9 protein-coding genes are annotated in these 14,591 nt (G+C 45.8%); all 9 read left to right on the forward strand.

All coding sequences use genetic code 11. The features are described 5' to 3' along the window. The first annotated feature begins 253 nt into the window (after nt 1–253). The gene (locus ACFSVM_RS00445; RefSeq protein ID WP_379259796.1) at nt 254–4,714 is read left to right on the forward strand and encodes an endo-1,4-beta-xylanase; all 4,461 of its coding nucleotides are present in this window, start codon (nt 254–256) and stop codon (nt 4,712–4,714) included. A 151-nt stretch (nt 4,715–4,865) separates the two neighbouring features. Beyond that, entirely contained in the window at nt 4,866–6,923 is a 2,058-nt protein-coding gene (locus ACFSVM_RS00450; RefSeq protein WP_379259798.1) for a sugar-binding protein, read from the forward strand. 163 nt (nt 6,924–7,086) lie between these two features. Next, entirely contained in the window at nt 7,087–7,656 is a 570-nt protein-coding gene (locus ACFSVM_RS00455) for an SF0329 family protein (protein ID WP_076312419.1), read from the forward strand. A 193-nt stretch (nt 7,657–7,849) separates the two neighbouring features. Continuing rightward, entirely contained in the window at nt 7,850–8,440 is a 591-nt protein-coding gene (locus tag ACFSVM_RS00460; RefSeq protein WP_076312418.1) for a TetR/AcrR family transcriptional regulator, read from the forward strand. A gap of 186 nt (nt 8,441–8,626) precedes the next feature. Next, on the forward strand, nt 8,627–9,781 hold the full coding sequence (locus tag ACFSVM_RS00465; protein WP_379259801.1) for a DUF418 domain-containing protein: 1,155 nt from the start codon (nt 8,627–8,629) through the stop codon (nt 9,779–9,781). A gap of 172 nt (nt 9,782–9,953) precedes the next feature. Beyond that, a complete protein-coding gene (locus ACFSVM_RS00470; protein WP_076312416.1) occupies nt 9,954–11,114 on the forward strand; it encodes a cobalamin-independent methionine synthase II family protein in 1,161 nt (386 codons plus the stop codon). A gap of 286 nt (nt 11,115–11,400) precedes the next feature. Beyond that, the gene (locus ACFSVM_RS00475; RefSeq protein ID WP_379259804.1) at nt 11,401–12,384 is read left to right on the forward strand and encodes a tRNA dihydrouridine synthase; all 984 of its coding nucleotides are present in this window, start codon (nt 11,401–11,403) and stop codon (nt 12,382–12,384) included. 216 nt (nt 12,385–12,600) lie between these two features. Continuing rightward, nucleotides 12,601–13,770 carry a DUF4317 domain-containing protein gene (locus tag ACFSVM_RS00480; protein ID WP_379259806.1) on the forward strand — a complete coding sequence of 390 codons (1,170 nt, stop codon included), beginning with the start codon at nt 12,601–12,603 and terminating at the stop codon, nt 13,768–13,770. A gap of 25 nt (nt 13,771–13,795) precedes the next feature. Then, on the forward strand, nt 13,796–14,503 hold the full coding sequence (locus ACFSVM_RS00485; RefSeq protein ID WP_076312413.1) for a DNA alkylation repair protein: 708 nt from the start codon (nt 13,796–13,798) through the stop codon (nt 14,501–14,503). Nucleotides 14,504–14,591: the final 88 nt, after the last annotated feature.

The following is a 14,591-nucleotide window of genomic DNA, read 5'->3' on the forward strand; positions in this document are numbered from 1 at the left end:
TTATACCGCTAGTCAGAACCATAGCATATACTTCGTCTTTCTGCGAATGTATTCGTTCATTTTCAGCCAATGAAAAGTAAGGCTTGTGTTACTTTGAAGTATATCTGAAAAAAACTAAGTTTCACCTTTAATTTGGAGTAAGAATTCCTTGTCACAAAATGGTATTATCTGGGTTGGAAGGAGGTTGATCACATCTAACTATGTAAGCGCTTCACATGAATGATAAAAATTTATTGTGGGGGGAAGGCTTCGAATGAAAAAATCATTAAAGCAGAGCATTTCCGGGTTACTCGCAGCGGCTCTGCTTCTTCCGGTCGGCTTGTTTACTCCAGCAGTCAATGCGGCGGAACTAGCGGCATCTGATTCACCAGTTGTATATCAAGAAACATTCCAGAATGGTCAAGGCAAGGCAACTCAATCAGGTGGTGCCCAGCTGGAAGCTGTAACAGGCAAGCCGTTTGATGGCAATGAGGATGGAGCAGCTCTGAAAGTTAGTGCCCGATCCAATAACTGGGATGGCGTGGACCTTGCATTCGGTGACCTTGGCTTGGAAGTTGGCGAAGAATATACGGTAACTGCTTCCGTCTATGTGGATGCGGATGCTAACCCACCGGCGGCGGGGCAGGCTGTTCTGGAGGTTGTAAGCAATAAGGGCGCTGAAGGAGAAGGATACACAGGGATTAATTCTTCCAACTTTAAGGAAGGACAAGGCATTACACTATCTGCCGATCTCTCCGTTACTAGTGTGGACAAGACTGCTCTGCGAATCAAGTCTGATGAAGCCGGTAAGGAAGTTTCATTCTATATTGGGGATATCACGATCACCCAAGAAGAAACACCTGCCGAGCCTACAGTAGTCCTTAACCAAAGCTTTGAAGATGGAAATACGGGAGGCTGGGGCAAGCTGTCCTGGGGATCGAACGGGGATACTGCGGTCGTAGAAGATGCAGCCTCTGAAGGTACGAAATCTCTGAAATTCTTTAACCGAGTTGATGAGAAGGCGGTTCCTGCGCTCGTACTTACGGACATGATGAAATCCGATCGTAAGTATGATATATCCCTCAAGGTTAGACTCGGTTCAGGAGAAGGTCAGTTCCATCTGGCTTCCAAGATTGATTCTGAAATCTTAGCGGATAATGATAAATATCCTTGGATTATCGGAAACAAGCTTGTAACCGCTTCCGATTGGACACTGTTTGAAACCAAGGGCTATGAAGTTCCTTCTAGAACAAATGAGGTCATCATCTATGTTGAACCCTCCAGCAATACTTTAACCTCGGATATTTACATTGATGAAGTCCTGATTACGGATGTGACCCCGGGTCAAACTGCACCTGAGGTTGTCGATCAAACGGGTATTTCCGCTGACTTTGAGAATGGTTTGGATGGATTCAAAGCACGGAACGGCCGTGAAACGGTAGTTCTCTCTCAGGATGATAATCATACACCGGATGGCAAGCAAAGCCTGCTTGTTACGACGACGACACAATATGACGCAGCCTTAGTTGATGCGGCTGGCAAAATGGCAAAGAATCACGAATACGAGCTGTCTGCTTGGGTGAAAATGGCCCCTGGTGAGGCACCCACAACACTTCGTATCAGTGTTCAATATGCCGACAGCGGCTATGCGAATGTATCACAAGATGCAACCGTTACCGATCAAGAATGGGTACACTTAACAGGTAAGTATACGCTCACCACGACCCCAAGCGTACTCAATGCTTATATCGAAACAGCAAACGACGACGGCGGCAACCGGACCTTCTATTTAGATGACTTTTCTCTAAAATATTTGGGGCCTGTAGCTGCTGCACCTCCGATTCAAGAAAATCTCCCTAACCTCAAAGATACCTACACCGATGAATTCCTGATGGGCAACATTGTGAATCCTGCTACCTTCGACGAGACTCGGCTCAAGCTTCTGACGAAGCATTACAATGTCGTCACGTTCGAGAATGATATGAAGCCGGATTATGCCTATGATACAAACAGAGCATTCGATTTCACCGCTGAAGATGCGCTTGTTAAGCGAGTACAAGATGCAGGCCTTGATATCCATGGTCACGTGCTTGTATGGCATGCACAGTCACCTACATGGCTGCATACGGCAGCGAGTGGTGAGCCGTTAAGCCGTGAAGAGGCGCTAACGAATCTAAGAACACATGTGGAGACGGTCGTTGAGCATTTTGGGGACCAAGTGATTTCCTGGGACGTTGTCAACGAAGCGATGAACGATAACCCAGCAAATCCAACCGACTGGAAGAATGCACTACGTAATTCCGGCTGGCTTCAAGCCATCGGCCCTGACTTTATTGAGGAGGCATTCCTTGCGGCAAAAGAAGTCATTGACGAAAATGGCTGGGATATCAAGCTCTACTACAATGACTACAATGATGACAACCAGAATAAATCTACCGCCATCTACAGCATGGTTAAAGAGCTGAATGAGAAGTACGCGGCAGATCACCCTGGTGAGAAACTGATTGATGGCATCGGCATGCAAGCCCACTACAATTTGGGTACTCGGATCGACAATGTCAGAATGTCACTTGAGCGTTTCAGTTCTTTGGGTGTAGAAGTGAGTGTCACCGAGCTGGACATTATGGCAGGCACCAACTCAGTCATGACTGAAAGCGAGGAGAAGCAGCAGGCCTATTTGTATGCTCAATTGATGGATCTCTACAAGAAGAACAGTGAGCATATTCCACGTGTTACCTTCTGGGGATTGAATGACAGTACGAGCTGGAGAGCTGAGCAGAATCCAACCTTGTTCGACAAGGACTTTCAAGCCAAAGAGGCTTACTACGCAGTAAATGATCCTGAAAAGTACTTGGCGGACAATGCACCGGAAGAGATTGAATACAAGAAATCAAGTGCTTCTTATGGAACACCCGTGATGGATGGTTCCGTAGACAGCGTATGGAGCAATGCTCCAGAATTGAAGCTGGATACGAAGCAAATGGCATGGTCAGGTGCTACAGGCACAGCCAAGGCACTCTGGGATGACAACAACCTGTATGTGCTTGTTCAGGTCAAAGACGATCAACTGAACAAGTCGAACCCGAATGTATGGGAGCAGGACTCTGTAGAAATATTCGTCGATGAGAATAACGGCAAAACAGCGAGCTACCAAGAGGATGATGGACAATACAGAGTGAACTTCGAGAACTTAGCCTCCTTTAATCCTGCGGAGATCGCTGAAGGTTTTGAATCCGAAGTCTCTGTATCGGGTACCAACTACACGGTTGAAATGAAGATTCCATTCAAAAAGGTAACGCCTGCGAACAATGCTAAAATTGGCTTCGATGCGCAGATCAATGATGCAAAAGACGGCAATAGAATCAGCGTGAACGCATGGAATGACCCATCCGGGCAAGGTTACCAGGATACGTCCGTATTCGGTGAGTTGACACTGACAGGGAAGCCTTCTCCCGGCGGCGACAATGGCGGAGGTAACAATGGAGGAGGTAACAATGGCGGAGGCAACAGTGACGGGGGCAACGGTGGATCCAACTCAGGTACCACTCCGCAGCCGCAGCCACAGCCTCAACCAGGGAATGGCTCTGTTGTTGTACCGGTAATCAAAGTCGAGAATGGAACAGCCACAGCAATCCTTTCAAGCGACAGCCTGAATAAAGCTATTGAAAATGCCTCTTCAGGTGCAAATGGCAAGAAGCAGGTGACGATCGAAGTGCCGAAGCAGGCAAATGTACAATCTTATGTTGTACAATTCCCGACTTCACACCTGCACAGCAGCAAAAATGTGGAGTATGTCCTTAAGACGGACCATGCAACACTTCAAATTCCGTCCAACATGCTGTCGAATACCACAGAACAAGCAGAACAAGTCGCTATTCAAATAAACAAAGGCTCAGCAGATCGCTTGAGTGCAGGTGATCGTGCTAATGTAGGCAGCCGTCCGGTGATCGACCTAAGCGTAACAGCTGGTAATCGTGTCCTTGCCTGGAACAATCCTGCTGCGCCAGTAACAGTATCTATCCCGTACACACCTGCCGCACAGGAACTTGTCAATGCACATCAAATCGTTATTCTAAACATTGACAATCAAGGACAGGCAGCTGTCGTACCGAGTGGACGGTATGATGCTAAATCCGGCTCCGTTGTGTTTAAAACAGCACAATTCGGAACCTATGCTGCAGCCAATGTAACCAAATCTTTTGCCGATATGCAAAAGGTCCTGTGGGCAAAACAAGCCGTTGAAGCGATGGCTGCACGCGATATGATTAAAGGAATCTCTGATGACAGCTTCGCTCCTGCAGCTTCGATCACGAGAGCAGATTTTATCACCTTGCTCGTTAGAGCACTTGAATTGAAGAGTCCGGGTACCAACACGGCATCCTTCAGCGATGTACAGCCTGCCGCATATTATGCCCAGGCCGTGGCTATTGCCAAAGAACTGGGTATCACAGCTGGATTTGAAGATAACACATTCAAACCAAGCAGCAGCATTTCCCGTCAAGATATGATGGTGCTTACAGCAAAAGCCCTGAAAGCAGTAGGTAAGCCGGTTACGAGCAACGGAAATCTCGCTCCTTATTCTGATACAGCTATTATTTCCGGTTACGCCATGGATAGTGTAGCTTCCCTTGTAGGCAGTGGAATTATCAACGGCAAAGATGGCAAGATTGCACCATCCGAAACCTTGACGCGTGCTGAAGCAGCGGTGGTTCTCTACCGGATTTGGAACATGTAAATATGAAGTTGAATAATTTCAGTTGATTTTCAAAAGGAGATTTCCCCCGTAGATGATCTGACGGGGGAGTTCTTCTATTTAAGTCAGGCGAACCGCTGCCAGGCCATATCTAAATTCGCCTTGCTATAGGTACTGAGGAGGGGATATTCAGATGACAAGAGCAAGAATGTTATTAAAGCCTGTTTTGGTGACAATGGCTGTTCTGCCTGTCGTATTTACAAGTGGTTTCGGTTCGTGGTCGGATGTTTCTGCAGCTCTAACTCAAAAGGAGGGCCATAAAGTGATGTATGTTGGAGAAACCTATACTGTGAAGATGGGGGACAAACAATCAGGTGCAAGTTATCAATGGAGCAGTGACCGTAGTGCTGTGGCATCCGTCGATCAAAACGGAGTTGTTACAGCACTCTCACCTGGTTCGGCAACGATTACTTGCTTAATTACTAATAATGGGAAAACGACGGTTCTACAAACCAAGATTGTGGTGAATAACGCATCCAAGAAACCATCTCCAGAACCGGGAAAGGTCACTGTTGACGAGAATGGATTCGATTCTAACGGAAGAATGGTAGCTTATTTCGGATCGCCTGTTATTGACGGCAGCAATATGGATAAAGTATGGAGCAGAGCGCAAGCGATTACGCCAAAACATGTATCAGACAATCTCGACACTTCTGCCGAGTTTAAGGCGTTATGGGATGATCATGCGCTGTATATTCTTGCTGAAGTGAAGGACAAAGATTTATCGGTACAATCGGAAACACATTATATGCAGGATTCCGTAGAGGTATTCCTTGATGAGTACAACAATAAGACACAAGAGTATGGTATGGACGATTTGCACTATCGGGTGAATTATGAAAATTTTCAGTCTATTGATAATGGCAATCGCGAGCAGATTTATTCTTCTGCGAAAAAGGTGGAAGGCGGATATATAGTCGAAACAAGAATTGCACTCCGATCGAAACCGGAAAATGGAACCGTGATGGGCATTGAACTGCAAGTGAATGATGCTAAAGGATCCGAACGAATCGGCAGCATCAATGTCTTTGATTCATCAGGCAACGCATGGAATGATACAGGAAGGTTTGGAGAAGTTTTGCTTACTGGCAAGACCAAGGAGGATATCAGCGGTGTGAATCCGTATGACCTCCTGAATTTGGTGAAGAGCACGATAGAGATGGATTTTAAACGATATAGAAATGCTAGTGTCGTACAAGATGCCATAATGAAGGTCGTTTCAGAAAATGTTCTAGACAACAGTAAGCTAAATCAAGATCAAATCGATGATCAGTATGCTGCTCTCAAGCATGCAATCAGTAAATTGGAAATGACAGAAGAAGCGGCAAACGAGAAATATTTCGAAAGAGTTCCAGATGAATATCGGATGCAGAGTGAAGAACCGGGAACGATTCAAAGTTTAACGTACAAAGCACCTAATGTAGAGAACGGCACAGACGACAAGCGAGTGAATGTATACCTTCCTCATGGTTACGATCCTGCGAATACAACGAAGAAATATAACGTCCTATATTTAATGCACGGCGGCGGGGAGAATGTAGATACGATCTTTGGAGGACCTGGCCAGACGAAAGAGCTGAAGATTATTATCGATAACATGATTGCCAAAGGAGATATTGAGCCTCTTATTGTAGTGACACCTTCCTTCTATGGCGGGACCAATGACACGGCTACATTCCACGAGGAATTGATTAACATTGTGCTTCCTTTGGTGGAGACCGAGTATAATACCTATTCGGAATCAGCCAGTTTGGATGATTTAAAAGCTTCCAGAGCGCACCGGGCATTCGGTGGATTCTCCATGGGTTCTGTGACGACCTGGAATACTTTTGTGCATGCGCTTGATTATTTCAAATATTTCATGCCTTTAAGTGGTGACAGCTGGGTCGTGGAACAGAGAGGCGGGGGCATTAAACCCATGGAAACGGCAGAATATTTGGCGAAGGCTGCGACAGATGCTGGATATGGACCGAAGGATTTCTACGTATTCAGCGCTACAGGCAGTGCAGATACGGCGTATCCAAACTTGAAGCCTCAGATCGATGCCATGAAGCAGTTAACCGATACCTTCATCTATTCCTCGGATAAGGAAAAGGGGAATTTCTACTTTATCGCAGCTGACGGCGGCACGCATGCTTGGTATTGGGTGAACCAGTATATTTATAACATCTTACCGGATTTGTTTGAATAAATAGATTCATTGAAAAAAGAACCCTCCAGGAGTAGTTCATGTACGGGTTATTTGATGCTTTGAAGACTTCATCACATTACGGTATGATTGAAGCCTAAGAGCAGAATCAAGGCCGCCTATTGATGGGATGCTTTTGTTAAGAGAATATAGGAGGAACATGGACATGTCCTGGAGTAAATTGAAGCAGCAGCTGGAAAGTTTCCTCTCACCTGCGTTAGTTGGAAGAGTGGAGTACCGTGCGACCAGCTACCGTTATTCATCTAATAAATCTGGAGATTGCTATATCGCTGTAGATAAAAAGAATGTCTTCAATATGAGTGATACAACCAGCTCCATCCGATGGTATCAAACAGAGCAGGAAATAAAGAGTGACCCAGAAGTGCAAATTCCAATCAGCAATGAAGAAATTGAAGGAGTAAGAACAGATACCAAAGGAACCGTCCCGGAGGATCGTCTCGTCGTCATTGCACGAAGCAGAAAAATCACGGTGCTTGCGAAAGAGCTATTGTCAGCACAGACCTCATTAAGTAAATCCAATTTTGTCGTTACAGCGAATAAGTTCTTATCTACTTCTATTGAAGACAGCCTGGAGAGTAATGATATCTTATTGAATGTACTAGCCTTAGTGGATCGGCGTCTTGGCAAGAAACGAATCTTAAACATGGCCGAGAAGATCAAGTTAAAGCATCCTATAGTTCAGTATTTTTATGAGCTGCGGCGCAGTACGTTATAAGAAAAGAAAGATAGCTAGTCAGCTTCGTAACACGAAGAGCAGCCAATGATATGGACAGGATCCCCATTGTTAGCCGTGTCTAACAAATGGGGTGCAGTTCAATAACACTTGGCTGTTTTTTTATCACTGCCAGATTAACCTGCCTGTAATATATGCTATACTGGATCATAATTCAAAAAAAGAGGTCCCAATCATGGCACGTTACAAGGAAGAGCAATCCAAGCATATTCGGGAAGCGCGCAGGATTCAAATCCTGAATGCCGCGCTGAGGGTTTTTGCGGAGTACGGGGTAGAGGGCACGAAGATGAGCATGATCGCTAAGGCTGCTGATCTAAGTCACGGTCTGATGTATCATTATTTCGAGTCTAAAGAAGAACTGCTTACACATAGCCTCCTCTGGGCAATGGAAGGTGCTGATCAATTGATCGAGGAGGTCCGGGCTTCGTCAGCGAATCCGCTGGACAAAATAGCGCATTTTACCCGTTCAGCCATCTCCGCAGGAAGTCATGATGTATTTCGTATGATCCAAAGCTGTATGAAGCATCCTGATCTTGATGAAGAGACAAAGAATCTGATCAGCCAGACGAGTGAGAAATATGTATCGTTATTAGTACCTATCGTTATTGAAGGACAGAATCGTGAAGAGATGATTAAAGAAGATCCTGAGATGCTGGCTAATCTTTATTTGACCATATTGTCTGGACTGATTGCTGACGATGTGAATTGGCTTCATCAAAATTTGGACTGGAATATACGTATGCTGCTCAGAGTGATTCAAAAATAACAATATTTGCTACATAACCTGATTATAAACGAACGAAGCCCTTCTGCGATCCGAGAGGAAAGCGGAAGGGTCTTTTTGTTCCTTCAGAAAATTCGATTGACAATTATTGGAATACATCTTAGTATAATTATTGACTGATCAAGTCAATCAATAATTATACACTCCAAAAGTGAGGTGTTTGACGGATTGAGATCGCTTGCTCCAGATTTAGGCCGAGGATTTATGCTGCTGCTGATCGTGATTGCTCATGCCCCCGTATTTTTATTTATGGCGAAGCCATTTACGCTGACTCGTCCACTCGGAGAGCATTGGCTGGATGACCTCGTCAATTTCGTTGGATTGCTGTTCGTGGATAACCGTGCATATCCGATGTTTGCCGCATTGTTTGGTTACGGATTGGCTGCTATGGCAGCACGCCAACAGGATAAGGGTGTACCTGTAACAGAAGTGAAGCGCTTGTTACGACGTCGTTCGTGGCTGCTCATTGTTTTTGGATTTATACATCTTGTCTTTATTGGAGGAGCGGATATCCTTGCCGCGTATGGCATATCTGGTCTTATTCTAGGATGGCTGCTGTTTAAGCCGAAGCGGATACAACGCACGGCTATAATCGTGATCGGTCTAGTGTATATGGTTATCATTCCGATTGCCTGGGTAACGGTATATCCGATATTGACGGGGGAAGAGCTGGGCATGGGATACACGCCTTCCCATACTTATCTGCTTCTCGTCTCGGAGCACTTCATTGCTTTTCCCGTGATGATATGGATCAATCTGCTGCTCTATCCGATGCTGTTCATCATCACCATAGGAGTTTGGTCTGCCCACAAACGGTGGCTGGATCATCCTGAGCGCTTCCGTACCCAGTTGAAACGAATCACCATCGGAGGAATCAGTATATCGCTGATCGGGGCACTTCCTTACGCTCTGACTGGCGCGAACATGTGGCATCCGGAATCTGGACTAATCAGCTGGTTTGTAATCGTTCACATCATGACGGGTGTTGCAGGAGGGTTAGGATATACCGCTCTTATTGCGCTGTTCAGCATATCAGCCCGCGGCACTGCTCCTAGGATAACGCAGGCACTTGCATCCGTAGGCCGACGATCGCTTACATTTTACATCTACCAGGAAGCGCTGCTTGTCCTCTTGCTATCCCCAGTCGCTCTGGGACTAGGAGGTGTGCTGGATAGTGCGGGGGTGTTTGTTATTGCAGTGTTGATCTGGTTCTCGGGTGTCTGTCTTGCAGTCTGGCTGGAAAAACGGGGGTGGAACGGCCCTATCGATGCTTTAATGAGAAGACTCATCTATCGAGAACGAAAAGGATTAGACAGAAGCTGACGAATCGGAGCAGCTCTTCCCTCCATAATAACCAAAAGATAAATTTCTGAGTTCGCTATAGCTTTTAGCTATAACTAGATATTGCTTTTAAGTCTTATACAGGATGTAAACCTCCATGCTAGAATCAAAGGAATCAAAAACGACATAGGCGATCTAGAGGGGGACTTTTATCATGTGCAATAGATTTCAAATCGTAGGCAGTTTGCTTCGTCCGAAGGACTTATTAGAATATAAGCATCAAATCGAGCATCGCGATGATATAACGTATCCCTTTTACCAAGACTTCGAGGGATATGAGCAGTCTGAGTCCGCAGCGATTCAAGCTGTAGTCGATAAGGAGATTGCTAACAATATTTCTGTTATTACGGATGGAGAATACTCCAAATCGATGTGGCATCTGGATTTCGTCTGGGGCTTCCAAGGCATCAAACGTTACATCGCAGATCACGGGTATTTCTTCAGAGATACCGATGGATCTTCGAAATATGAGACACGCAGAGATATTGGACTCCGCATTACGGGTGAACTGAGCGCTAAGAACCATCATTTTATTGATATTTATAAGAAGCTTCAAGCGCAGGCTGGCGATCGAGAAACGAAGCTGTGCGTACCCTCTCCATCTCATATCTTTGGTGAGCTGTCCTGGTCGGATAACATTGGCGGTACTGAATCCGTGTATAAAGACAGACAGGAGCTTAAGAACGGATTGGTTAAGGCTTATAAGGAATTTGTTGAGGAGTTTGCTGCGGCGGGCGGTAAAATTCTGCAATTCGACGATTGCTTGTGGGAGCTCTTCGCTGATGATAACCCGAACTCCCCATACACGGGCGAGAACATCAATCAAGAGGAAGTGCAGGCTCTCGCTGCTGAATTCATTGATATTAACAACACGGTTATTGACTTCGGTCATAGCCTGGGCCTCAAAATGTGGACGCATAACTGCCGTGGTAACTATGACTCCCGTAATATGGGCGGCGGCTCCTATGCTAAGATTGCGAATCTGTTCTTGAAGCAGCTCAAATACGACCGTTTCTTCCTGGAGTGGGATGATGAGCGTGCTGGCTCCCTTGAGGCGCTTGCGGTGTTCCAAGATAAGCCGAATACGGAGATTGTACTTGGCCTGTTGTCCTCCAAGACGAATACGCTCGATGATGAAGAGCGTGTCTTGAGAATGCTGGATGAAGCGTCCAAAATTATTGATAAGGACAGACTGCTCTTATCTCACCAATGCGGATTTGCGTCCTGCGATGGAGGAAATGAATTGACTGAAGATGAGCAATGGGCGAAGATTAAGCAAGGTCAGCGTATAGCGGAGCAATATTGGGCGAATTAATATTTGAAATAATATTAAGCAAAGAGGGAAGCGAAGATCCCATTCAGACTGTCGGCGAGGTAATTGCAGGCAGTCTTTTTCTTGTGATCAGAGGTCTGCGATTATTCTGCTGTGGAACTTCCAGGACCTGATCATTTGATTTGTTAAACATTTACTGTAAAATCAATGGATGCGATCGTTTGATAAAAAGTGCTCAAACATGCTATAAGTGTAGAAGAAGCACGAACAGCTTGCTTTTTAATATAGGGATAAAGATTTGTCCTGTTACTATAGAGAGGTTTTAGATATGACAACGAATTTTTGGCGTGATTTGCCACGTCCTTTTTTTATTCTGGCACCGATGGAGGATGTGACGGATGTTGTTTTCCGCCATGTCGTAAGTGAAGCGGCAAGACCGGATGTATTTTTTACAGAGTTTGCGAACACCGAGAGCTATTGTCACCCGGAAGGGAACCACAGTGTGCGTGGGCGGCTTACTTTTACAGAGGATGAACAGCCGATTGTAGCCCATATTTGGGGAGATAAACCGGAATATTTCCGTCAAATGAGTATCGGTATGGCGCAAGAAGGCTTTAAGGGGATCGATATTAATATGGGTTGTCCTGTAGCGAATGTAGCCGAGAATGGGAAGGGGAGCGGACTGATCTGCCGTCCCGAAATTGCAGCTGACATCATTCAGGCGGCCAAAGCCGGGGGACTGCCCGTATCTGTAAAAACAAGGCTCGGTTTCAGTAAGGTTGACGAATGGCGTGATTGGCTGACTCACATCCTGAAGCAAGACATTGTTAATCTATCCATTCATCTGCGGACAAGAGAGGAAATGAGCAAAGTAGACGCCCACTGGGAGCTCATTCCAGAGATTAAAAAGCTTCGTGATGAAGTGGCACCGGATACGCTTCTGACAATTAACGGAGATATTCCTGACCGTCAGACTGGTCTGAAGCTTGCTGAGCAATATGGGGTGGATGGTATTATGATCGGACGTGGTATTTTCCACAATCCATTTGCCTTTGAGAAGGAACCAAGAGAGCATAGCAGTGAGGAGCTGCTTAACCTGTTGCGGCTGCATCTGGATCTCCATGATCAGTATTCTGCTATGGAACCCCGTTCGTTCAAGCCCCTTCCTCGTTTCTTTAAGATTTATGTTCGTGGATTTCGCGGGGCAAGTGAACTAAGAAATAACTTAATGAACACCAGGTCAACGAATGAAGCGCGTGCTTTGCTCGATGATTTTGCAAGCAAGCAGCATGATGAAGCCGAGCAAGAGTAGGACTTCCCTGATGAATATTTTGCCGTAATCAGTGGCTGTTGGTGACTAGAACGATACGATGATTACGGGCCCCCTATACAAGGTATTATGGTATGATAAGTTAGTTGAACAACAAACGTATTTAGATATATCAAGTGAGGAGCCCTTCTGGATGAAGGGCTTCTGTAACGTTTATTTTGGCAGGGGTAATCTATTATAGGAGATGTCTGATCAATTATGATAAAAAAAGAACTCGCACACATACGCAAGCAGTTTAAAATGGACCACGAAATGCTGAAGCTATACGAAATTCTTAATGTGTATATTATGAAGGAAAGCAATGAAATCTACCATTACGAGCGTCAGCCGTTTGAGATGCTGGATCGGGAGAAGCAGGAGCTGCACATGGCTAACTTCAAGAAGCTGCTGACCGGTGAACTGGATCAGAAGCTGTTCGAGTTAAAGTTCCAGGAGGAAGCGGAGGAACCAACACGTGAGCTCCTTCATCAAGCGCTGGTGACCGGGGATCCGGATGAATGGACGGATCTGATGATCCTGCTCGTGGAGAGAATGATGGCCGATACCCATTATAAGCAAGATACAGTGATTACTTTTGTTCGGGGGCAGTACTATCGACCGACGAAGGAAAGAAATGAAGAGGTCGAAGAGAGCGAGAAGAATGAGGTCTTTGCGAATTCATTTATTTTATGCAGTGTGAACTCCACAGAGCAGCAAAAGAAAACACTCATGTTTGATTATGTCGAGCGGGAATATAAGTATAATGTCTTCGTTGATCCCATCATCAAATTGAACACGCCGGAGCAAGGCTTTTTCTATCCAAGCGTGACCGATAATTATTCAGACGTGAACCGTGTCCTCTATTCCTCAGGGAGAGCAAACGAACCAAACTACCAATTCATCGAGGAAGTCTTGAAGGCGGAGAGAACGGTGACGGCACAAGAGGAACGTACGATCTTTGAGGATATCGTGAAGGAAGTCGCAGGAGAACAGCTCGATGCCGCCACGATTGCTCATGTCTATGAGGAGATTCATCAGGTCATTGAGACAAGCGATCAGGAAGAGCCGCCAAGGCTGGATTATAAAGATGTGGAACGGATGTTGACTTCGAGCGGTGTGGAGAATGTGACAGCAGAAAAGGTAGAGCTGGCGTTCGAAACGGTCGTTGACGATAAAAATTATGAGCTTAAAGCGAGCAGTGTCATGCCGAAATTCACCTCGAAATCCATTAAGATTGATACGAAGGTAGCTACCATTTCAGTGAGCCCGCAGGATCTAAAGTATTTGAAACAGGTGAGTTATCGCGGAAAAAGATGCATCCTCATTGAAGTTGACGAAGATGCCGTTATCGAAGGATTTACCCTGGCTACGGAGAATTTGATAGAGTAAGATGAACAGGAAGGCAGTGTAAACGATGAATTTTGAATCTGTCATGCAGGAGCTTGAAGCTCTCGGCAAGGAAAGGCTCAAGAAGATGTACATGTCCAATGGCGCCCATGAACCATTGTTTGGTGTGGCGACAGGCGCGATGAAGCCCATGGCGAAGAAGATCAAGATCGATCAGCCTTTGGCTGAGCAGCTGTATGCGACAGGAAACTATGACGCGATGTACTTTGCGGGCATCATTGCAGATGCAAAATCGATGACAGAAGCGGACTTTGAGCGCTGGATCGATGGAGCTTATTTTTACATGCTGTCTGATTACGTCGTTGCAGTCACCCTCGCTGAGACCGATATTGCACAAGAGGTGGCTGATAAGTGGATCGCAAGTGGAGATGAGCTGAGAATGTCAGCAGGATGGAGCTGCTATTGCTGGCTGCTCGGCAGTCGCCCAGACGTTCAGTTTGAGGAGAGCAAGATTGCCCGCATGCTGGACATGGTGAAAGAGACGATTCACGAATCTCCTGAGCGGACCAAGTCCTCGATGAACAATTTTGTTTACACAACGGCTGTGTCCTATGTCGCGCTTCACGATAAGGCAGTCCTCACTGCACAGGCCATAGGCCCTGTTGAAATGAAACGGGACAATAAGAAGCCGGCGATCTTGCTCGCAGCCGATAATATTCAAAAAGCGGTGGACAAGAATCAGCTTGGCTTCAAACGCAAATATGTGAGATGTTAGCCATCCCATCACCATAAGACATTCGAGGGTATCCCTCGGGTGTCTTTTTTTCGTGCGGATGAGTAATGTCAGCTCATAGATGAACAGT

Source organism: Paenibacillus shunpengii, assembly GCF_042684905.1.
Taxonomy (GTDB): Bacteria; Bacillota; Bacilli; order Paenibacillales; family Paenibacillaceae; genus Paenibacillus; species Paenibacillus shunpengii.